Below are 19,243 nucleotides of genomic sequence, written 5' to 3' on the forward strand. Positions count from 1 at the left end.
GATAAATATTAAGTGTTAACGGGAGCCGGAGTGCTCCCGTTTTACCAGGGAAGGCATTTCGGCAAGGGTTATCTCCCTTCCTCTGTTCTACGTCGGATACTAGCCTCGCGGTTAATTACCGTGAGATTTCTCACAAACCATAAAAAGCGTCTACGCTGTTTGAAGGTTCTGATCACAGCAAGGTGATGGAGAAGCTATGAGTTCATCGTGTATAGAAGAAGTCAACATTCCGGACGATAACTGGTCCCGGATCGTCAGTGAGCTGTTAGGCCGTGCAGGCATCACGATTAACGGATCGTCCCCTTCCGATCCGCAGGTTAAGCATCCCGATTTTTTTAAACGCGTATTGCAGGAGGGATCGTTAGGCCTGGGTGAAAGCTATATGGACGGCTGGTGGGAATGTGAACGGCTGGATATCTTTTTCTCCAGCGTGTTACGCGCGGGTCTGGAAAACCAACTCCCTCGCAACCTGAAAGACACGCTGCGTGTCGCCTCTACCCGTTTGTTCAATCTGCAAAATAAAAAACGGGCGTGGATCGTCGGCAAAGAGCATTACGATCTGGGTAACGACCTGTTCAGCCGTATGCTCGACCCTTTCATGCAATACTCCTGCGCCTACTGGAAAGAGGCGTCCACCCTTGAAGAGGCACAGCAGGATAAGTTGCGTTTGATTTGCGAAAAACTGCAGTTACAGCCCGGTATGCGGGTGCTGGATATTGGCTGTGGCTGGGGTGGGCTGGCGTATTTTATGGCGAAACACTACGGCGTCAGCGTAGTGGGTGTCACTATTTCCGCTGAACAGCAAAAAATGGCGCAGGAACGCTGTCAGACGCTGGATGTTGATATCCGGCTTCAGGATTACCGTGATCTGAACGAACAGTTCGACCGTATTGTGTCCGTTGGCATGTTCGAGCATGTGGGCCCTAAAAATTACGCGACTTACTTCGCGGTGGCGGATCGTAATTTGAAACCTGACGGTATCTTCTTATTGCATACCATCGGTTCTAAGCGCACTGACAATAACGTTGACCCGTGGATCAACAAATACATCTTCCCGAACGGGTGTTTACCCTCCGTACGCCAGATAGCGAACGCCAGTGAGCCTCATTTCGTTGTCGAAGACTGGCATAACTTCGGCGCGGATTACGACACCACGTTGATGGCATGGCACACACGTTTTCAGGAGTCCTGGCCAGAGATTGCGGACAACTATTCCGAGCGATTTAAACGGATGTTTAGCTATTACCTGAATGCCTGCGCAGGCGCGTTCCGGGCGCGAGATATTCAGCTCTGGCAGGTGGTCTTTAGCCGTGGGATTGAACATGGGCTCCGTGTCGCCCGATAAAAATAACCCCGGATATCCGGGGTTATTTTTATTCTTCGTCTGCTGCTTTTATTACTGCGGCCTCTTTTGCCGCCAGCACACGCTCAACGGTATCCACTACCGCCTGGGTTTGCGGATCAATTTCGATATTCACACGATGACCCAGTTTTTTCGCCCCCAGCGTGGTGCGCTGGAGAGTTTCAGGAATTAAATGCACGCAAAAACGCGTTGGCGTCACTTCCCCTACCGTCAGGCTAATACCATCAATACCAATAAATCCTTTATACAGGACGTATTTCATTAATGTCGGGTCCTGCATTTTAAACCAGATTTGACGGTTATTTTCCGACGTCACGATTTTCGCCACTTCTGCGGTTGTCATGATATGGCCCGACATCAGATGACCGCCAATCTCATCGCTGAACTTTGCCGCCCGCTCGACGTTTACGGTATCCCCCACCGCCAGCTCACCCAGATTGGTAATGCGCAGTGTTTCTTTCATTAAATCAAAGCTAATCTGGTTACCGTTTATTTCGGTCACCGTCAGGCAACAGCCGTTATGTGCAATCGAGGCTCCGGTTTCAATGCCCTCGAGCATATATTCCGGCAACTCCACCACGTGAGTGCGGAAATTGGGTTTTTCATCAATAGACACCACTTTGGCGGTGCCCTGCACAATACCAGTAAACATGCTTACAACTCCTGTTTTTTCCGGACGGTGGTGACACCGTTTAATCCCACCACAATAACAGTTGGAAAAACAGGTTGCCAGCAGAGCGCATTTTCTGGCGATTTTTTCACTAGATAATTAGTTAAACCCAGCTACAATAGCGGGTACTCCCCTGCATTTTCTTCTTGCTGCCAGTTACGGCGGCTTTTTTAGTCTCTCAAATAACAACAATATAAAGGTGTTCACGTGCAGAAGTACACGAACGAAGCGCGCCAGTTATTGGCACTGGCTATACCAGTGATCATCGCGCAAGTGGCCCAGACCGCAATGGGATTTGTGGATACGGTGATGGCGGGTGGCTACAGTGCCACCGACATGGCTGCCGTTGCGATAGGTACCTCCATCTGGCTCCCGGCTATTCTATTCGGCCACGGCCTGCTGCTGGCGCTCACGCCAGTCATCGCTCAGCTAAATGGCTCCGGACGACGCGATCGCGTTGCCCATCAGGTTCGCCAGGGATTCTGGCTGGCCGGGTGTGTCTCGGTACTCATCATGGTGGTGCTCTGGAACGCCGGCCATATCATCCGCGCCATGCATAATATTGACCCGGCTCTCGCCGATAAAGCCGTCGGCTATCTGCGTGCCCTGCTCTGGGGCGCACCGGGTTACCTGTTCTTCCAGGTGGCACGTAACCAGTGTGAAGGTCTGGCTAAAACCAAACCGGGTATGGTGATGGGCTTTATCGGCCTGCTGGTGAACATTCCGGTGAACTATGTCTTTATTTACGGTCACTTCGGTATGCCGGAACTTGGCGGCGTAGGCTGTGGCGTGGCGACAGCGGCAGTGTATTGGGTGATGTTCTTCAGCATGCTCACCTTCATTAAACATGCCCGTTCCATGCGTGATATTCGTAATGAACACCGATTCAGCACACCGGACTGGAGCATCCTGACGCGTCTGGTACAGTTGGGGCTTCCTATTGCGCTGGCGCTGTTTTTTGTGGTGACCCTGTTCGCCGTTGTTGCTCTGCTGGTCTCCCCGCTGGGCATTGTGAACGTTGCCGGACACCAGATTGCGCTGAACTTCAGCTCCCTGATGTTCGTCCTGCCGATGTCACTGGCAGCTGCCGTGACCATCCGCGTGGGCTTCCGTCTGGGACAGGGTTCAACTCTTGATGCACAAACCGCCGCACGTACCGGGCTGGCCGTGGGGGTCTGTATGGCAGCCTGTACGGCACTCTTTACCATCACGCTGCGTGAGCAAATTGCCCTGCTCTACAATGACAACCCGGAGGTTGTGGCGCTCGCATCACACCTGATGCTGCTGGCTGCCGTGTATCAGCTTTCCGATTCTATTCAGGTGATCGGCAGCGGCGTGCTGCGCGGGTATAAAGATACGCGTTCCATATTCTTTATCACCTTCATTGCTTACTGGGTACTGGGCCTGCCATGTGGTTATATCCTGGCGCTCACCGACCTGGTGGTTGATCGCATGGGGCCAGCCGGTTTCTGGATGGGCTTTATCATCGGCCTGACCTCCGCCGCCATCATGATGATGATGCGTATGCGCTTCCTGCAACGCCAGCCATCGACGGTGATTTTGCAACGCGCCGCGCGTTAAATGGGCAGTAGCCGCCTGCTGGCGGCTACTTTCTCTTCACTTTGCGCGGTAATGAAGCAATCACGTGAAATCAGAGAGAAAAATGCATTTTCCCTCTTGCCTCATTGAGGCTGTGCCGCTAATATTCGTCCCCGTTGTCACCGACAACACGTTGCGTTCATAGCTCAGTTGGTTAGAGCACCACCTTGACATGGTGGGGGTCGTTGGTTCGAGTCCAATTGAACGCACCATTCTGCGTCCGTAGCTCAGTTGGTTAGAGCACCACCTTGACATGGTGGGGGTCGGTGGTTCGAGTCCACTCGGACGCACCATTTCAGTTTTCCTGATTTGGTGCATTCTCCCTTAAAAAATCCCGCATATTACGCCTTGTTTCATCCCACTCTGTAATAGCGCTCTGCAGACTCAAAACGTTTTACACCGCATGCATACCCGTCGTGTAAAAACAGCCCAAAGCACCCTTATCCGCTGGGATACGATTTTCAGGTGCTTTCGGAATACAAAAAAGCGTCAGTCGTTACTCGAAGAAGACGTCCGGGTTTTCAGACAGCGAGATGAACGTTTTCGTCTCTTTATCCAGCGCACGAATGTCGCCGCTTTCAATGTCATATACCCAGCCGTGCAGGCGGATAGCATTGTTGCGTAGCCCCACCGCAACCGATGGGTGCGTTTTAATGTTGCTCAACTGCGCAAACACGTTTTCCTGCACCATCGCGTTCACTTTATCGGTAGGGTTATCCCAGGTTTTATTCTCAATAACCGCTTTTGCCGCATCAGCGTAGCGCAGCCAGTGGGAAACCGCAGGCATCGGCTCCAGGTTCGCGTTGTCGGCAATCGCCTTCATCGCACCACAGTTAGAGTGGCCGCAGATCACGATATCCGTTACGCCTAACGCCACCACGGCATATTCGATGGTGGCAGAGACACCGCCTGGCTCAGGCCCGAAAGGTGGCACAATGTTGCCAGCATTACGAATGACAAAGAGCTGTCCCGGCTCTTGCTGGGTGACCAGTTCCGGAACCAGGCGACTGTCGGAGCAGGAGATGAACAGCGCTTTGGGATTCTGGCTGGACGCTAAACTGCGGAAGAGCTCTTTACGTTGCGGAAAAACCTCTTTTTGAAAGTTGAGGAAACCTTCAATGATATGTTGCATAGCAATATCTCTTTTATCTGTTTTGAGTTTAGGCACGATCTGGATCACACTCTGAAAGTTTACCCACCGCGCTTTACTTCAGACAAGCAATATATTTCTGGCCCGACCGCTGCACAATCTCACTGGCCTTCGCCAGGATGTTCTGACCTTCGAATGCGCCATAGAGCCGTTCAAACATCTTGCCCTGCAAATGGTGCATCACCCGTTCGACCGTGCCCGCCGACAGCGGGAGCATATTAGGGTAGCTCCACATAAACGAGACAGCATTTTTCCCCGGCGTCACCTGCAAAATATCACCTGCCAGTAAAACCCCCTCTCCGTCATGCCAGTGCAGCACCGTGCCGCCCGCAAAGTGACCGCCAGTCCGCAGCAGCGTCACCGACGGCATGATGTCCAGCGCGTCTCCCTCCCAGAAGTGGATCGCGGTGCTGCTACGCATCACCCATTCTCTGTCGCTGGCATGTAAATAGACAGGAGCATCGAAGGCCGCGGCCCAGTCCTGCATCGTGGTGTAATAATGGGGGTGCGAAATCGCGATCGCGCTGATACCGCCCAGCGCCGCGATCAACGTTTTGGTTGCCGGGTCGAGGTTCGCGATGCAATCCCACAGAATATTGCCTTGCGGAGTGAGTAACAGAATTGCGCGCTGGTTAATGGCAAAGGACGGTACCGTTCTGATGCTGAACAGCCGTGGTTCGAGCTGCTGCCATGTGTTGGTATGGGTGGCTGTCAACGCAGCCACATCAATCCATTCCTGACCAGTCACCGGAACATACTGGCGTTCATCCTCGCAAATCGGGCATCTGTCTGGCGTTGTCCCATAAGAAGTACCGCAGGCTTTACAGAGTGTAATCATGCGCTTTCCTCAGCAATTAAGCTCTGAGTATGGCAGGGATTATCCTTATGTGCTGCGCGCTACATTGCCGGCGTTTTTTGCCCTATACTGTGCCAGTATCAAAAACCGAACAAAGCAGGTGCAACATGGAAATTGATCTCGATAACTTAGTCTTTAATGGACTGGATGAAGCAGAAGAGCGCAACGCGGAACGTCTGGACGACGCAGACAAAAAAGCCCAGGCGATTGTTGCTGACGATGACTGCGGCGATGCCTGCAAAATCTGATCGCGAAGCACCGGACACCCCGGTGCTTTTTTATTGGTGTGACTTTTTCAGCCCATCCCTTTGCGCGTGATGTCTCCTTCCCGGCAGTAAACCGACGCTCGCTTTCCCCAGTGGTTTCGCACAGCTCATTCCAGTACATTTCGCGCGTGCGGCGCAGTTCAGCGTGGCGTTTTATCATGGAACCACTCCGGGTCGATGTTGGCAACGTCCACGCCATACAGGCTGGCGACAGGCAGTATTGACTCAAGAACACGTTGCGCGCTGTTCTCCGCATTCGCAGGTCGGGTCGCCAAAAACCGCCGTAACGTGCTTATCCACTTTTTCATCGTCTTTACCCCTTTCGCTCAACATGCCCTCAGTTAAGCACCCAAATTCTGTGCAGGGGAAATACCAATATCCACTGTTGATGTGCAGGATCCGCAAATAGCCCCATTTCTTCACCTGTCAGTAACACCTTGTTCACTAATGCTTTTTCACTCATAGCAAAGAACAATTTCTTATTTGGCGAGAACGTTCGCTTATGGGAGCGTAACCGGACAAAACAACAATGAGGGGCAGACGTATTACTATGGCAGAAAATAAAAAAGGATATCAAAAACAGGTCATTGCGCTGGGTTTACTGGTGGCGGGCGGCATGCTTTCTCTGCAGGCACAGGCAGATCAACTGGCGGATATCAAGGCCGCAGGGGTGGTAAAAGTCGCCACGTTTGACGCCAACCCACCGTTTGGTGCAATCGATGCCCAAACCCATAACATCGTAGGTTATGACGTCGATTTTGCCCACGCACTGGCAAAAGCGCTGGGCGTGAAGCTTGAGCTGGTTGCCACCAACCCGGCCAACCGTATTCCTCTGCTGCAGTCCGGCAAAGCGGATTTGATTGTGGCAGATATCACCATCACCCCGGAACGTGCGCAGGTCGTTGATTTCTCAACCCCCTATTTCGTCACCGGACAACAGTTCCTGGTTCCGGCCAAATCGGCCAATAAGCTGGACGACTATAGCCGGGCGCGTATTGGCGCGGTAAAAGGAACAACGGGTGAACAGACTCTGCATCAGCGCTTCCCGCAGTCCCGCGTGCTCTCTTATGACGATATTCCGCTGGCGCTGACGGCGTTGCGTAACGGTAATGTGCAGGCGATCACTCAGGACAGTACCATCCTGGCAGGTCTGCTGGCGCAGGCTCCGGATAAAGCCAACTTCAAAATTCTGCCCGACCTGCTCAGCAAAGAAGAGATTGGCGTCGGCGTGAAAAAAGGCGAAACGGCACTGCTGAAGGTCGTCAATGATGAACTGGTGAATCTGGAGAAAAGTGGCCAGGCCGCCAGAATTTATGATGTCTGGTTTGGCCCACAAACCCAATCCCCACAGCCTCGCGCCTTTAAAATAGAAGCCCAGTAATATGCTCTCAGGTTTATTTTCACGCTCCGCGGCTCGTGCCGCGGATTTTTCACATCTGGAACATGCCAGCGTCGAGTTTCGTGACGTCGTCAAACGCTACGGGGACCATCACGTTTTAAAAGGCATTAACCTCAGCATTATGCCTGGCGAAGTGGTTGCTATCCTCGGCCCTTCGGGTTCCGGTAAATCGACCCTAATCCGGCTTATCAACCAGCTTGAAACCCTGAACGGCGGCGAAATCCTGATCGACAACACCCCTACCGGGCAGCTGTCCGGTGCGGCACTGCGCCAGCTACGCAGCCGCGTTGGGTTTGTGTTCCAGCAATTTAATCTCTACGCCCATCTCACCGCCAGCCAGAATATCACCCTGGCTCTGGAACATGTTCACGGCTGGAAGCCGCAGCCCGCACAGGAACGGGCGCTGGCATTGCTGGAAAACGTGGGGATGCTGGAAAAAGCCCACCATTTTCCCGCCGAGCTTTCTGGCGGCCAGCAACAGCGCGTGGCAATTGCCCGCGCCCTGGCCTCTTCCCCGCAAATCATCCTGTTCGATGAACCTACCTCCGCGCTCGATCCGGAAATGATCGGCGAAGTCTTGTTCGTGATGAAAGCCCTTGCCCACAGCGGGATCACCATGATTGTGGTGACACATGAGATGCAATTTGCCCGGGAAATTGCCGACCGGATTGTCTTTATCGACGGCGGACAGATTCTGGAAACCGCACCGCCGGAGCAATTTTTCAGTCAGCCGTCGCATCCGCGTGCGCAGCGTTTCCTGCAAAAAGTGCTGAACCCGCTGCATCAGGAGCATCTGTAATGCCCGCGCTCGACTGGCAGGGCGTGCTGACCGGACAGCCCCTGCAATGGATTTTATCCGGTTTTTTGACCACGCTGTGGGTCACGCTCGCCGGGGCGATTCTGGCAAGCCTTCTCGCCCTGCTTTTTCTGCTCCTGCGCCTCTCCGGTGGCCGGTTTGGCAATGGGGTCGTCAGTTGCTGGGTCTCACTGTTTCGCAATACCCCCTTACTGGTGCAACTGCTGTTCTGGTATTTCGCGGCCTGGAACGGGCTTCCCCTCGCATTTCGCGATCTGGTGAACGCAGATCACAGCTGGTCGATCCTGCCGGGTGGTGTCTGGTGGTTCACGCCCGAGTTTTTATGTTCCGCCTGGGGATTGGGGGTGTTCACCTCCGCCTTTTTAATTGAAGAGGTGGAGTCCGGGCTACGTTCCGTCCCGGCCGGGCAACGGGAGGCGGCGCTGGCACAGGGGTTCTCTGCGTGGCGGCTGTTTCGCTATATCCTTCTGCCGCAAGGCCTGGCTAATGCCTGGCAGCCTGTCGTCGGGCAATATCTCAATCTGATGAAACTCTCCTCACTCGCCAGCGGAATTGGCTTTGCAGAGCTGACCTACCAGGTGCGGCAGATTGAAAGCTACAACGCTCATGCGCTGGAGGCGTTTACCGTGGGAACCGTACTGTACTTGCTCACTGGCGTGGCGATGGGCATGGCGCTGGTGCGCATTGGCCCCTCTGTGAAACGGAAACACCACGCGACTGTCGCAACAGGAAGTGAAAAACATGATTGCCGGACTTAATGTTATTACGGATAACCTGGATTATCTGCTGTGGGGACGTGCGGCAGCCGGTGAGCCTGGCGGGGTATTGCTCTCGTTACTGATGGCCGCTGGCGCGGCGGGACTGGCACTGCCCGGCGGTATTGCCCTCGCCTGCCTGGCCTGGCGTTGTCCGGGTCTCGTACGCAAAGCGCTCTTCCTGTGGGCGGAACTGATTCGCGGTATCCCGTTGATCTTCGTGATTTTCTGGATGTGGTATCTTCTTCCGCTCATCACGGGCGGCGATCTGCCGGGTGCCCTCACCGTAACGCTGGCGCTGGCCTGGTTTACGGCGGCAACGGTTATGCACTCGGTATTGGCCGGGCTGAGTGCATTACCCGGCGGACAGTATGAAGCCGCGTTGACTCAGGGATTTAGCACACAGCAAACCCTGTGGCGTGTACTACTGCCGCAGGTAATACGCAATATTCTGCCGTCTCTGGTGGGGATTTTTATCAGCCTGCTGAAGGATACATCGCTGGCGTTTATTGTGAACGTCCCGGAACTGACCACGGTGGCGGGACAGGTGAACAACCGGGTGCAAATCTACCCGGCAGCTATTTTTATCTTTACAGGGGTGGTCTACTACCTGCTCTGCTGTTCCCTCGAACAGCTTGCAAAACGCTGGCGCATTAACCGGCCAGCGCTTTAACCACCGTTTCCATCGCTTCCGTTGTCAATTCGCTGCGTTTGACGCGCTGGTTCGCCAGCGCGGTACGCAGCACACCGGCAATCACAATATGCTTCGGCTCCTGCCCTAAATCACGCATTTCGAGAACGACCTTACCTACCACCCGGCACATTTCCTGGTACAGCGCTTCGTCTTTGGTCACATTGCCCATTGGCTTCACTCCATTGCTTCAAAAACTCAGCTTAATTGATTCATCGCCCGGATACAAAAAAGAAGCCCGATGAATAAATCACCGGGCTTCATTCACAAAATCAAACAATTAGTTATTTACAGGGATCACCGCGCCTTTGTATTTGGTGCGGATCCAGTCCTGAATCTCTTTAGAGTGCAGCACATTCACCAGCGCAACGATATCTTTCTTCTTCTCATCGCCACGGTGTACGGTAATGATGTTGGCATACGGGTTGTTTTCACCGCTCTCAACTGCAATCGGGTCGTGAACCGGATCCAGACCGGCATCAATCGCGTAGTTGGCGTTGATCACTACCGCAGCACCTTCGTCGTTGTTGTACATCTGCGGCAGCAGAGACGCTTCTACGTTAGGCGTGAACTGCAGCTTCTTCGGGTTCTCGACGATATCGCTGATGCGTGCGGTCACTTTGTCGATGCCCGGCTTCAGCTTGATCACGCCCGCTTTCTCAAAGATGGAGAGAATTCGCCCCTCTTCAGAAACGGCATCGCGCATGATGATTTTGCCGCCTGCCGGCAAATCTTTCAGCGATTTGTATTTTTTGGAGTAGATACCGATTGGCTCAATGTGGATCGCCCCCGCGCTGACAAAATCGTAATCCTTATCGCCAGCGTGATCTTTCAGCACGCTGTTCAGATAAGGGATGTGCTGGAAGTAGTTGGCGTCAATGTCATGCCCCGCCAGCGCCGTGTTTGGCAGAATGTAGTCCTGGAAGGGTTTGATCTCCAGATCGATACCCTGCTTCGCCAGAATCGGCTTCGCCTGCTCCAGAATTTCGGCATGCGGCGTGTTGGACGCCCCCACCGTCAGGGTGTCCGCCCAGGAGGCAAAGCTCAGGGCACTCAGGGTTGCGGCGGCGATCAGTGTCAGTGTTTTTTTCATGATGATGGTTCCTGTGTGTTATTAGAAATTATCTTTTGTCTAACAGTGAAGTAATGACATCGCCGCAGAACTGGATAATGAAAACGATGATCAAAATAGTCACCGTTGCCACCAGCGTGACGTCACCGTGGTTGCGCTGGAATCCTTCCAGATAAGCCAGATTTCCCAAGCCGCCAGCGCCAATCACCCCCGCCATTGCGCTGTAGCTCACCAGCGCAATCAGCGTCACCGTAATACCTGAAACCAATGCAGGTGATGACTCCGGCAGTAAAACCCGAAACACTAAGGTGCTCAGTCGTGCGCCCATCGAGCGCGTTGCTTCTATTACCCCTTTGTCCACCTCACGCAGAGCAATCTCGACCAGACGCGCGTAGAACGGCGCAGCCCCCACAATCAGGGCAGGCAGTGCGGCGTTTGCCCCGAGGATGGTACCGACGACGGTCTTGGTGAACGGGATCAGCAGGACGATCAGAATGATGAACGGGACCGAGCGGAACACGTTCACCACAATCGACATCACGCTATACACCGCACGGTTGTGGAACAAACCACCGCGCGCAGTCAAAAACAGCGCCAGGCCAAGCACAATCCCCAGTACAAAGGTTGCCACGCCGGAGAGTGCGGTCATGTACAGCGTCTCCTGCGTGGCTGCCCACAGTTGATCCCACTTCAGATGCGGAAAAAGATCCTCAGCCATGCTTAATTACCTCGCCTTCAATATCACTGTGCTGCAGATCGGCGAGGATATTGTTCAGTTGCTCATCAGATGCCACCACGTGCACCCAGAGTTGCCCAAAAACACCGTGGGCTGTTTGCGTCATTTTCCCGTGCAGGATGTTAAACGGCAGGCCGTAGCGCAGCGTTAACTCACCCACGATCGGCTTATGCGTGCTGTGTCCGGTGAAGGTCAGCCGGATGACCGTGCCTTCCAGCTCATTCGCCAGCGCCGAATTAAATGTCTCTTCCTCAGCGTACTGGCTGACCTGACGCACGAACTGCCGGGTAATTGGCTGTTGCGGATGGGTAAAGACGTTCAGCACATCCCCCTCTTCCACAACTTTGCCGTTTTCCATCACCGCCACGCGGTCACAGATTTTGCGCACCACGTGCATCTCGTGGGTGATCAGCACAATGGTCAGTTTGAAACGACGGTTAATGTCCAGCAGCAGATCGAGGATCTGATCGGTGGTTTGTGGGTCAAGGGCGGATGTTGCCTCGTCACAAAGCAACACGTCCGGGTTATTCGCCAGCGCGCGGGCAATACCGACGCGCTGCTTTTGCCCGCCGCTCAGCTGGGACGGATACGCATTCTCGCGACCTTTCAGGCCGACCAGCGCCACCAGCTCGGCCACGCGAGCCTTGATGTTGGCTTTAGGCACCCCGGCAATTTGCATCGAAAAAGCGATGTTCTCGTTTACCGTACGCGACCACAGCAGGTTGAAGTGCTGGAACACCATACTGATTTTCAGCCGCGCCTGGCGCAGCGCTTCACCCTTTGCGGCAGAGATGTCTTGTCCATTGATGGTGACGCTGCCAGTGCTGGGTTTTTCCAGACCATTCAGCAGACGGATCAGGGTACTTTTCCCTGCGCCGCTGTAACCAATAATGCCGTAAATTTGTCCCTGTTCTACCGTCAGATTGACGTTATCAACGGCAGTGAGTGCCACCTTTCCGTTATCAAAAACCTTCGAAATATTCCTGAGTACGATCATTCTTATTCGCAATCCGTTCCGCATATAGCGGTTTAGCAGTATGGATGTCCAAATGAGTGTAAACAGGCGATATCAGGTTTTAAATGACCAAAAAGGAATTTGTTATAACCTCAGGAAATAAGAAGCGGCATCACCGGGTTGAAAGCCAATAGACCAATTTCAGCAATGATTATCTGCGGATTGCATATCTCACGGGGCATCTCCGGTGAAAATGGTTATTTTTTCCGCATTTCATGCCGATATAGCCATCCTCACATCCAGAGCACTTTACGTCTCACCATCCTGACATCCGAAATCAGCATGAATATGCTTTTCTGTTCTAAATGACAGTGAATCGTTCTTTATCGGGAATTTTTCATCGCCCTATCATCCCGTCATGACCTCCTGAAAGGAAAACACCATGACGATTTACCATTCCGTCACCGAGCTGATTGGCCAGACGCCGCTTATCCAGTTGCATAAACTCGATACCGGCCCGTGCTCGCTATTTTTGAAGCTGGAAAACCAAAACCCCGGCGGCTCGATTAAAGATCGCGTTGCGCTGTCGATGATTAATGAAGCGGAGCGCAACGGTTTGCTGCTGCCGGGCGGTACCATTATTGAGGCCACGGCGGGAAATACCGGCCTCGGTCTGGCCCTGATTGCCGCCCAGAAAGGATATTCGCTGATCCTGGTGGTGCCGGACAAAATGAGCCGCGAGAAGATTTTCCACCTGCGGGCGCTGGGTGCTCAGGTGGTGCTGACACGTTCCGACGTCAACAAGGGGCATCCGGCCTATTATCAGGATTACGCCCAGCGCCTGGCGGACGAGCTGCCCGGCGCGTTTTACATTGACCAGTTCAATAACGAAGCCAATCCGCTGGCGCACCGCACCACCACGGCACCGGAACTGTATGAACAACTTGGCGGCAACATTGACGCCATTGTGGTCGGCGTGGGTTCCGGCGGAACGCTGGGCGGTCTGCAGGCATGGTTTGCCGAACACTCCCCGCACACGGAATTCGTGCTGGCCGACCCTGCAGGGTCCGTTCTCGCCGACCAGGTGGAAACCGGGCGCTACCACGATGCTGGCTCCTGGCTGGTTGAAGGGATCGGCGAAGACTTTATTCCGCCGCTGGCGCATATCGAAGGGGTGAACCGCGCCTGGCGCATCACCGATCGCGAAGCGTTCACCACCGCACGCGAACTGCTGAAAACGGAAGGTATTCTGGCAGGCTCCTCCAGCGGCACGTTGCTGGCAGCAGCGCTGAAATATTGTCAGGCCCAGACCACGCCAAAACGTGTCGTCACCTTCGCCTGCGACAGCGGGAACAAGTATCTGTCGAAAATGTTCAACGATGACTGGATGCGCCAGCAGGGGCTGATTTCTCGCCCGCAGGCAGGCGATCTCTCTGACTACATTGCCCTGCGCCACGATGAAGGCGCGACCGTCGCCGCCGCCCCGGATGACACGCTTTCCACCGTGCTGGCACGGATGCGTCTGTACGACATCTCTCAGTTACCGGTGCTGGATAACGGCAAGGTCGTGGGCATTATCGATGAATGGGATCTGCTGCGGCACATCGGCGGCGACGGCGATCGTTTCACCCTTCCCGTGACAGCAGCAATGACGCGCCAGGTGGAGTTTCTCGATAAACATGCGCCGGAAAGCGCCCTGACGACCCTTTTCGACCGGGGTCTGGTGGCAGTGATCACCGACCGTGACCGTTTTCTGGGTCTGATTACGCGCAGCGATGTCCTTACCGCCTGGCGCAACCGTCTACCACAATAAAGGAATAAACGATGAAAAACCTGGCAACCCTGAGTGTACACAGCGGTGAATTTAACGATCGTCACGGCGCAGTTATGCCACCAATTTACGCCACCTCGACGTTTGCGCAACCGTCACCGGGAGAACATACCGGCTACGAATATTCCCGCAGCGGCAACCCAACCCGCCATGCGCTGGAAACCGCGATAGCCACGCTGGAAGGTGGCACGCGCGGCTATGCCTTTGCTTCTGGTCTCGCAGCCATTTCTACTGTGCTGGAGCTGCTGGATAAAGACAGTCATATCGTCGCAATTGATGATGTCTATGGCGGAACCTATCGGTTGATTGAAAACGTGCGCAAGCACAGCACTGGCCTGCGGGTCAGTTGGGTTAAACCGGACGATGTCGCGGGACTCGAGGCTGCCATTCGCCCGGATACGCGAATGGTCTGGGTAGAAACACCAACCAACCCGCTGCTTAAGCTGGCGGATCTTGCTGCCATCGCAGAAATCGCCCGTCGCCATAATATTATCAGCGTGGCGGATAACACCTTTGCCTCACCGGTCATTCACCGACCGCTGGAGTTCGGCTTTGATATTGTGGTGCACTCTGCCACCAAATATCTTAACGGCCATTCAGACGTGGTGGCCGGGCTGGCGGTGGTGGGTGATAACAAAGTGCTGGCAGACAAACTGGGCTACCTGCAAAACGCGGTCGGCGGTGTACTGGATCCGTTCAGCAGTTTCCTGACGCTTCGCGGCATCCGTACCCTCGCGCTGCGAGTGGAAAAGCACAGCACCAACGCTCTGGCCGTTGCGCAATGGCTGGAACAGCACCCTCAGGTCGCAAAAGTATTCTATCCGGGACTGGAATCGCACCCGCAGTATTCCCTCGCCCGCACGCAGATGGCATTGCCGGGCGGGATGATCTCGGTGGTGGTGAAAGGTGATGCGCAACGCGCAGCAGAGGTTATCCGCAAACTGAAACTGTTTACCCTCGCCGAAAGCCTGGGGGGTGTGGAAAGTCTGGTGAGCCAGCCTTACAGCATGACCCATGCTTCAATTCCGCTGGAACAACGTCTGGCCAACGGTATTGTGCCGCAGTTGATCCGCCTGTCAGTCGGGATTGAAGATGCAAAAGATCTGATTGCCGACCTCAACCAGGCACTGAAAAATTAAACAAAATGCGGCAGGCAATCGGTCTGCCGCTATAAGATGTCATGATACCTTAACGCCTTGATAACAATCTTGTGTGGATCTTCACAGAATGTTTTTGAAACGCTGTTTTCATTTTCCTTTTGTCTGAAAACCAGCGTATAATGCGCGCCTAATCCCTGGTGAATGGTTTCAGCGCTTGGAATACAAAAAACAACGTACAACTTCTCCTCTCTCTCGTTGGGCTGAAACTCAGGCACACTTTCTTCTGCACGCTCATTTGATGTCACCTATCCTTAGTGCGTGCCATAGCCAATTTCGCAACACAGGTTTGACTCCGCGGCGGTGCGCCCCCGGAGCGAGATTCCCATATCCTTCCCAACTTAAAGACTAAGACTGTCATGAAAAAGACGAAAATTGTTTGCACCATCGGCCCAAAAACCGAATCTGAAGAGATGCTGAGCAAAATGCTGGACGCCGGCATGAACGTTATGCGTCTGAACTTCTCCCACGGCGATTACGCAGAACACGGTCAGCGCATCCAGAACTTGCGCAACGTGATGAGCAAGACCGGTAAAAAAGCCGCGATCCTGCTGGACACCAAAGGCCCGGAAATCCGCACCATTAAACTGGAAGGCGGTAACGACGTTTCTCTGAAAGCAGGCCAGACCTTCACCTTCACCACTGACAAGTCTGTTATCGGCAACAGCGAAATCGTTGCTGTGACCTATGAAGGCTTCACCAGCGATCTGTCCGTCGGTAACACCGTTCTGGTGGACGATGGTCTGATCGGCATGGAAGTGACCGCTATCGAAGGTAAAAACGTTGTTTGTAAAGTACTGAACAACGGCGACCTGGGCGAAAACAAAGGCGTTAACCTGCCAGGCGTTTCCATCGCGCTGCCAGCACTGGCTGAAAAAGACAAACAAGATCTGATTTTCGGTTGCGAACAAGGCGTTGACTTCGTTGCAGCATCCTTCATCCGTAAACGTTCCGACGTGGTTGAAATCCGTGAGCATCTGAAAGCCCACGGCGGCGAGAAGATCCAGATCATCTCCAAAATCGAAAACCAGGAAGGCCTGAACAACTTCGACGAAATCCTCGAAGCGTCTGACGGCATCATGGTTGCACGTGGTGACCTGGGTGTTGAGATCCCGGTTGAAGAAGTGATCTTCGCGCAGAAGATGATGATCGAGAAATGTGTTCGCGCACGTAAAGTGGTTATCACTGCAACGCAGATGCTGGACTCGATGATCAAAAACCCACGTCCAACCCGCGCAGAAGCAGGCGACGTGGCTAACGCCATCCTCGACGGTACTGATGCCGTTATGCTGTCCGGCGAATCCGCGAAGGGTAAATACCCACTGGAAGCGGTGACCATCATGGCGACCATCTGCGAACGTACCGATCGCGTGATGAAAAGCCGTCTGGACTATAACAACGACAGCCGCAAACTGCGCATCACTGAAGCTGTGTGCCGTGGTGCAGTAGAAACCGCTGAGAAGCTGGAAGCGCCACTGATCGTGGTTGCAACCCAGGGTGGTAAATCTGCCCGCGCAGTACGTAAATACTTCCCTGACGCGACCATCCTGGCGCTGACCACCAACGAAACCACTGCTCGTCAGCTGGTACTGAGCAAAGGCGTGGTTCCACACCTGGTGAAAGAGATCGCTTCTACTGATGATTTCTACCGTCTGGGTAAAGAAGTGGCTCTGCAGCTCGTTGAACGCGGCCTGGCACAGAAAGGCGACGTTGTTGTGATGGTTTCGGGTGCCCTGGTTCCATCAGGTACGACCAATACAGCATCTGTTCACGTACTGTAATAATTCCCGAACGAATTATTTTTTGATAAGAAGCGTCCTTCGGGACGCTTTTTTTATTCCTGTCATTAGCCAAATCTATTCAAAAAGCAAATCGGGTTTCTCTATTTAATTGCGAATTATCTAAGATGAATCCGATGAAAAATGCCTTTTTTAACATAGCTTTTTACGCAAAATGGTCTGATTCGATGCTTCTTTGAGCGAACGATCAAAAATAGGCGTATTCCCATCAAAAAAATATTCTCAACATAAAAAACTTTGTGTAATACTTGTAACGCTACATGGAGATTAACTCAATCTAGAGGGTATTAATAATGAATCGTACTAAACTGGTACTGGGCGCGGTAATCCTGGGTTCTACTCTGCTGGCAGGTTGCTCCAGCAACGCTAAAATCGATCAGCTGTCTTCTGACGTTCAGACTCTGAACGCTAAAGTTGACCAGCTGAGCAACGACGTGAACGCAATGCGTTCCGACGTTCAGGCTGCTAAAGACGACGCAGCTCGCGCTAACCAGCGTCTGGACAACCAGGCTACTAAATACCGTAAGTAATAGTACCTGTTAATAAAATGGCGCACATTGTGCGCCATTTTTTTTGTCTGCGTCAAACCGCTACTGCGTGACCTTCTCTCCCCCGCCTTCGGCAACCGCAGCGGACACCCGGCTGTTCTGTACCGACAACACATTATTGCTGGCCGATGTGTCAGTCCCTGCCGACACGGCGACCGGGATCCCCGCCCGACGTGACAAGGCTTTATCAATAAGCGCTTTATCACTACCCGACTGAGAAACAAACGACGCGAAATCGGCGGAATGGGTGATTGGTGTGATCTGTGGGTTTTCCCCCTCAATCTGCGCCAGCGGACGGTGAACTTCAATATAGCGCTTACCATCCGGCTCGACGGAGAACTTCACCGGCTCATTGATAATCTGTACCCGGGTGCCGACGCGCGCCTGCCCGAACAATGCTTTGATATCCGGTGCGTTCATGCGCATGCAACCCGAACTGACCCGTAAACCCACGCTGTCCGGCGCACTGGTACCGTGGATAAGATATTCACCATGCCCCACACCTAAACGCAGCGCAAAACGTCCTAGCGGGTTATTTGGCCCTGCCGGTACAACTGGCGGCAATTTAATTCCCTGCTCCAGAGAGCGCGCTCTGATGCCTGGTGTTGGTGTCCAGGTTGGATTCGGGATTTTCTGGCTTACGTGGGTGATCGTCACCGGGGTTTCCAGCCCCTGCTTCCCTATACCGAGCGGAAAGACCTGAACAATCTTTTCCCCCGGCGGGAAGTAATAGAGCCGGAGCTCAGCCAGGTTCACGACAATACCCTCACGCGGCGTGTCCGGCAGCAGCATCTGGGATGGAATGATGATAGTGGTGCCCGGGGCAGGATCCACCGGCGCAATGGTATTATTTGTTTCCAGGATAAGTTGTGCTGCAGTATTAAACCGACGGGCAATAGTCTGCAGTTTATTGTCTCCTTCCTGAATCGTGTAGGTTTGGTTTTGCCCAATCAGGCGGCTGCCCGCTGGCGGCAATGGATAGTCCACCGCCCAGGCTGAATTAAGAGCACCGAGAGAACTGAGGAGTAATAGAGTTATTAGAGACGCGCGCTTCATGCTGAGATTCCTTATTCACTGGCAGAATGCCAGAAAGCTGAAAAACCAGCGAGGCGGGAGCCACCTCGCGAAACAGAATGAATGCTGTCCTGTAAGTCTAGCTAATGATTGCAGCTTTGGAGCGAATTGCGCGAATCATCGCTTCCAGCCCCTGGGAACGGGATGGGGTAAGGTGTTGCGTCAGCGCCATTTTTTCAAACCAGGGGCGGACATCAAACGCGACAATGTCCTGTGCCGACATCTGGTGATACAGAATGAACACGATGGCGATAAGCCCTTTCACAATCGCCGCGTCGCTGTCGCCCTGTAGCTCAATGACGCCATCGTTATTCGTCTGCATTATGATCCACACCTGGCTCTGGCAGCCCTGGATCATATTCTCCGGGTTATGTGCCTCTTCGCTGAGCGTCGGCAAACGCTGCCCCAGCTCAATAATATAGAGATACTTTTCTTCCCAGTTTGCGCAACGACTGAAGTTACGCAGCAATTTATCTTTATCCGGCAACGCTGCCATCTTGTGCCT

The 19,243-nt window shown here is 53.6% G+C and carries 21 protein-coding genes and 2 tRNA genes; 13 read left to right on the forward strand and 10 right to left on the reverse strand.

Annotated elements, in window-relative coordinates:
* Positions 1-196: 196 nt before the first annotated feature.
* Positions 197-1,345 carry a cyclopropane fatty acyl phospholipid synthase gene (gene cfa / locus ACHHZ6_RS07380; RefSeq protein ID WP_182271198.1) on the forward strand — a complete coding sequence of 383 codons (1,149 nt, stop codon included), beginning with the start codon at positions 197-199 and terminating at the stop codon, positions 1,343-1,345.
* 28 nt (positions 1,346-1,373) lie between these two features.
* On the opposite strand, the gene ACHHZ6_RS07385 is transcribed toward cfa, so the two are convergent.
* Positions 1,374-2,015 carry a riboflavin synthase subunit alpha gene (locus tag ACHHZ6_RS07385; protein WP_182918545.1) on the reverse strand — a complete coding sequence of 214 codons (642 nt, stop codon included), beginning with the start codon at positions 2,013-2,015 and terminating at the stop codon, positions 1,374-1,376.
* Positions 2,016-2,240: 225 nt separating this feature from the next.
* Here ACHHZ6_RS07385 and mdtK point away from each other — a divergent pair, with 225 nt between their 5' ends.
* The 3 genes from mdtK to ACHHZ6_RS07400 all read left to right on the forward strand — a co-directional run bounded on the left by mdtK (position 2,241) and on the right by ACHHZ6_RS07400 (position 3,925).
* Positions 2,241-3,614, forward strand: coding sequence for an MdtK family multidrug efflux MATE transporter (gene mdtK / locus ACHHZ6_RS07390; protein ID WP_395122043.1), 1,374 nt, complete (start codon positions 2,241-2,243; stop codon positions 3,612-3,614).
* Between the two features lie 153 nt (positions 3,615-3,767).
* Positions 3,768-3,844, forward strand: a tRNA-Val gene (locus tag ACHHZ6_RS07395).
* Positions 3,845-3,848: 4 nt separating this feature from the next.
* Positions 3,849-3,925 (forward strand) — tRNA-Val (locus ACHHZ6_RS07400).
* A gap of 203 nt (positions 3,926-4,128) precedes the next feature.
* On the opposite strand, the gene ACHHZ6_RS07405 is transcribed toward ACHHZ6_RS07400, so the two are convergent.
* Both ACHHZ6_RS07405 and ACHHZ6_RS07410 read right to left on the reverse strand, forming a co-directional pair.
* Positions 4,129-4,764, reverse strand: a complete 636-nt coding sequence (locus ACHHZ6_RS07405; protein WP_182271195.1) for a carbonic anhydrase — start codon at positions 4,762-4,764, stop codon at positions 4,129-4,131.
* Between the two features lie 73 nt (positions 4,765-4,837).
* Positions 4,838-5,620 (reverse strand): MBL fold metallo-hydrolase, encoded by a 783-nt coding sequence (locus ACHHZ6_RS07410; RefSeq protein ID WP_196391206.1) that lies wholly within the window; start codon positions 5,618-5,620, stop codon positions 4,838-4,840.
* A 125-nt stretch (positions 5,621-5,745) separates the two neighbouring features.
* On the opposite strand from ACHHZ6_RS07410, the gene ACHHZ6_RS07415 reads away from it, so the two are divergent.
* On the forward strand, positions 5,746-5,886 hold the full coding sequence (locus ACHHZ6_RS07415; RefSeq protein WP_003857665.1) for a hypothetical protein: 141 nt from the start codon (positions 5,746-5,748) through the stop codon (positions 5,884-5,886).
* 158 nt (positions 5,887-6,044) lie between these two features.
* Here the strand turns inward: ACHHZ6_RS07415 and ACHHZ6_RS07420 are convergent, their stop codons facing one another.
* On the reverse strand, positions 6,045-6,212 hold the full coding sequence (locus ACHHZ6_RS07420; protein ID WP_182271193.1) for a hypothetical protein: 168 nt from the start codon (positions 6,210-6,212) through the stop codon (positions 6,045-6,047).
* A gap of 242 nt (positions 6,213-6,454) precedes the next feature.
* On the opposite strand from ACHHZ6_RS07420, the gene ACHHZ6_RS07425 reads away from it, so the two are divergent.
* The 4 genes from ACHHZ6_RS07425 to ACHHZ6_RS07440 are packed head-to-tail and all read left to right on the forward strand — an operon-like array spanning position 6,455 to position 9,548.
* Positions 6,455-7,285 (forward strand): ABC transporter substrate-binding protein, encoded by an 831-nt coding sequence (locus tag ACHHZ6_RS07425; protein ID WP_182271192.1) that lies wholly within the window; start codon positions 6,455-6,457, stop codon positions 7,283-7,285.
* Position 7,286: 1 nt separating this feature from the next.
* A complete protein-coding gene (locus tag ACHHZ6_RS07430) occupies positions 7,287-8,102 on the forward strand; it encodes an amino acid ABC transporter ATP-binding protein (protein WP_196391205.1) in 816 nt (271 codons plus the stop codon).
* Entirely contained in the window at positions 8,102-8,878 is a 777-nt protein-coding gene (locus tag ACHHZ6_RS07435) for an amino acid ABC transporter permease (RefSeq protein ID WP_395122044.1), read from the forward strand. Before ACHHZ6_RS07430 ends, ACHHZ6_RS07435 begins: the two co-directional genes overlap by 1 nt.
* A complete protein-coding gene (locus tag ACHHZ6_RS07440; RefSeq protein WP_182918551.1) occupies positions 8,862-9,548 on the forward strand; it encodes an amino acid ABC transporter permease in 687 nt (228 codons plus the stop codon). Before ACHHZ6_RS07435 ends, ACHHZ6_RS07440 begins: the two co-directional genes overlap by 17 nt.
* Here the strand turns inward: ACHHZ6_RS07440 and fumD are convergent.
* The 4 genes from fumD to ACHHZ6_RS07460 all read right to left on the reverse strand — a co-directional run bounded on the left by fumD (position 9,529) and on the right by ACHHZ6_RS07460 (position 12,371).
* Positions 9,529-9,738, reverse strand: a complete 210-nt coding sequence (gene fumD / locus ACHHZ6_RS07445; protein ID WP_008500615.1) for a fumarate hydratase FumD — start codon at positions 9,736-9,738, stop codon at positions 9,529-9,531. The two genes, ACHHZ6_RS07440 and fumD, sit on opposite strands and share 20 nt — an antisense overlap.
* 108 nt (positions 9,739-9,846) lie before the next feature.
* Entirely contained in the window at positions 9,847-10,659 is an 813-nt protein-coding gene (locus ACHHZ6_RS07450) for a MetQ/NlpA family ABC transporter substrate-binding protein (protein WP_182271188.1), read from the reverse strand.
* Positions 10,660-10,687: 28 nt separating this feature from the next.
* A complete protein-coding gene (locus ACHHZ6_RS07455; protein ID WP_182271187.1) occupies positions 10,688-11,356 on the reverse strand; it encodes a methionine ABC transporter permease in 669 nt (222 codons plus the stop codon).
* Positions 11,349-12,371 (reverse strand): methionine ABC transporter ATP-binding protein, encoded by a 1,023-nt coding sequence (locus tag ACHHZ6_RS07460; RefSeq protein ID WP_395122045.1) that lies wholly within the window; start codon positions 12,369-12,371, stop codon positions 11,349-11,351. Before ACHHZ6_RS07460 ends, ACHHZ6_RS07455 begins: the two co-directional genes overlap by 8 nt.
* Positions 12,372-12,771: 400 nt before the next feature.
* Here ACHHZ6_RS07460 and ACHHZ6_RS07465 point away from each other — a divergent pair, with 400 nt between their 5' ends.
* From ACHHZ6_RS07465 to lpp, 4 genes are all read left to right on the forward strand, one after another.
* Positions 12,772-14,142 (forward strand): pyridoxal-phosphate dependent enzyme, encoded by a 1,371-nt coding sequence (locus tag ACHHZ6_RS07465; RefSeq protein WP_395122046.1) that lies wholly within the window; start codon positions 12,772-12,774, stop codon positions 14,140-14,142.
* A gap of 11 nt (positions 14,143-14,153) precedes the next feature.
* Positions 14,154-15,299, forward strand: coding sequence for a trans-sulfuration enzyme family protein (locus tag ACHHZ6_RS07470; RefSeq protein WP_395122047.1), 1,146 nt, complete (start codon positions 14,154-14,156; stop codon positions 15,297-15,299).
* Between the two features lie 377 nt (positions 15,300-15,676).
* A complete protein-coding gene (gene pykF / locus ACHHZ6_RS07475) occupies positions 15,677-17,098 on the forward strand; it encodes a pyruvate kinase PykF (protein WP_182271183.1) in 1,422 nt (473 codons plus the stop codon).
* A gap of 311 nt (positions 17,099-17,409) precedes the next feature.
* Positions 17,410-17,646, forward strand: coding sequence for a murein lipoprotein Lpp (gene lpp / locus ACHHZ6_RS07480; protein ID WP_001082307.1), 237 nt, complete (start codon positions 17,410-17,412; stop codon positions 17,644-17,646).
* A 60-nt stretch (positions 17,647-17,706) separates the two neighbouring features.
* On the opposite strand, the gene ACHHZ6_RS07485 is transcribed toward lpp, so the two are convergent.
* The gene (locus ACHHZ6_RS07485) at positions 17,707-18,720 is read right to left on the reverse strand and encodes a L,D-transpeptidase family protein (protein WP_182271182.1); all 1,014 of its coding nucleotides are present in this window, start codon (positions 18,718-18,720) and stop codon (positions 17,707-17,709) included.
* Positions 18,721-18,817: 97 nt separating this feature from the next.
* Positions 18,818-19,234: a cysteine desulfuration protein SufE gene (gene sufE / locus ACHHZ6_RS07490; protein ID WP_182271181.1), complete on the reverse strand. Its 417-nt coding sequence runs from the start codon at positions 19,232-19,234 to the stop codon at positions 18,818-18,820.
* Positions 19,235-19,243: the final 9 nt, after the last annotated feature.

Origin of the sequence: Enterobacter cloacae complex sp. 2024EL-00214 (assembly GCF_043945575.1) — a bacterium.
Classification (GTDB): Bacteria; Pseudomonadota; Gammaproteobacteria; order Enterobacterales; family Enterobacteriaceae; genus Enterobacter; species Enterobacter cloacae_P.

Excerpts from the sequence above, each read along its gene's own strand:
- ACHHZ6_RS07460 (WP_395122045.1), bottom strand. The coding sequence starts at position 12,371 with ATGATCGTACTCAGGAATATTTCGAAGGTTTTTGATAACGGAAAGGTG.
- ACHHZ6_RS07405 (WP_182271195.1), bottom strand. The coding sequence starts at position 4,764 with ATGCAACATATCATTGAAGGTTTCCTCAACTTTCAAAAAGAGGTTTTT.
- ACHHZ6_RS07465 (WP_395122046.1), top strand. The coding sequence starts at position 12,772 with ATGACGATTTACCATTCCGTCACCGAGCTGATTGGCCAGACGCCGCTT.
- ACHHZ6_RS07420 (WP_182271193.1), bottom strand. The coding sequence starts at position 6,212 with ATGAAAAAGTGGATAAGCACGTTACGGCGGTTTTTGGCGACCCGACCT.
- sufE (WP_182271181.1), bottom strand. The coding sequence starts at position 19,234 with ATGGCAGCGTTGCCGGATAAAGATAAATTGCTGCGTAACTTCAGTCGT.
- ACHHZ6_RS07430 (WP_196391205.1), top strand. The coding sequence starts at position 7,287 with ATGCTCTCAGGTTTATTTTCACGCTCCGCGGCTCGTGCCGCGGATTTT.
- ACHHZ6_RS07455 (WP_182271187.1), bottom strand. The coding sequence starts at position 11,356 with ATGGCTGAGGATCTTTTTCCGCATCTGAAGTGGGATCAACTGTGGGCA.
- ACHHZ6_RS07450 (WP_182271188.1), bottom strand. The coding sequence starts at position 10,659 with ATGAAAAAAACACTGACACTGATCGCCGCCGCAACCCTGAGTGCCCTG.
- cfa (WP_182271198.1), top strand. The coding sequence starts at position 197 with ATGAGTTCATCGTGTATAGAAGAAGTCAACATTCCGGACGATAACTGG.
- ACHHZ6_RS07410 (WP_196391206.1), bottom strand. The coding sequence starts at position 5,620 with ATGATTACACTCTGTAAAGCCTGCGGTACTTCTTATGGGACAACGCCA.
- ACHHZ6_RS07470 (WP_395122047.1), top strand. The coding sequence starts at position 14,154 with ATGAAAAACCTGGCAACCCTGAGTGTACACAGCGGTGAATTTAACGAT.
- ACHHZ6_RS07415 (WP_003857665.1), top strand. The coding sequence starts at position 5,746 with ATGGAAATTGATCTCGATAACTTAGTCTTTAATGGACTGGATGAAGCA.
- ACHHZ6_RS07425 (WP_182271192.1), top strand. The coding sequence starts at position 6,455 with ATGGCAGAAAATAAAAAAGGATATCAAAAACAGGTCATTGCGCTGGGT.
- fumD (WP_008500615.1), bottom strand. The coding sequence starts at position 9,738 with ATGGGCAATGTGACCAAAGACGAAGCGCTGTACCAGGAAATGTGCCGG.
- ACHHZ6_RS07440 (WP_182918551.1), top strand. The coding sequence starts at position 8,862 with ATGATTGCCGGACTTAATGTTATTACGGATAACCTGGATTATCTGCTG.
- ACHHZ6_RS07485 (WP_182271182.1), bottom strand. The coding sequence starts at position 18,720 with ATGAAGCGCGCGTCTCTAATAACTCTATTACTCCTCAGTTCTCTCGGT.
- lpp (WP_001082307.1), top strand. The coding sequence starts at position 17,410 with ATGAATCGTACTAAACTGGTACTGGGCGCGGTAATCCTGGGTTCTACT.
- ACHHZ6_RS07385 (WP_182918545.1), bottom strand. The coding sequence starts at position 2,015 with ATGTTTACTGGTATTGTGCAGGGCACCGCCAAAGTGGTGTCTATTGAT.
- ACHHZ6_RS07435 (WP_395122044.1), top strand. The coding sequence starts at position 8,102 with ATGCCCGCGCTCGACTGGCAGGGCGTGCTGACCGGACAGCCCCTGCAA.
- pykF (WP_182271183.1), top strand. The coding sequence starts at position 15,677 with ATGAAAAAGACGAAAATTGTTTGCACCATCGGCCCAAAAACCGAATCT.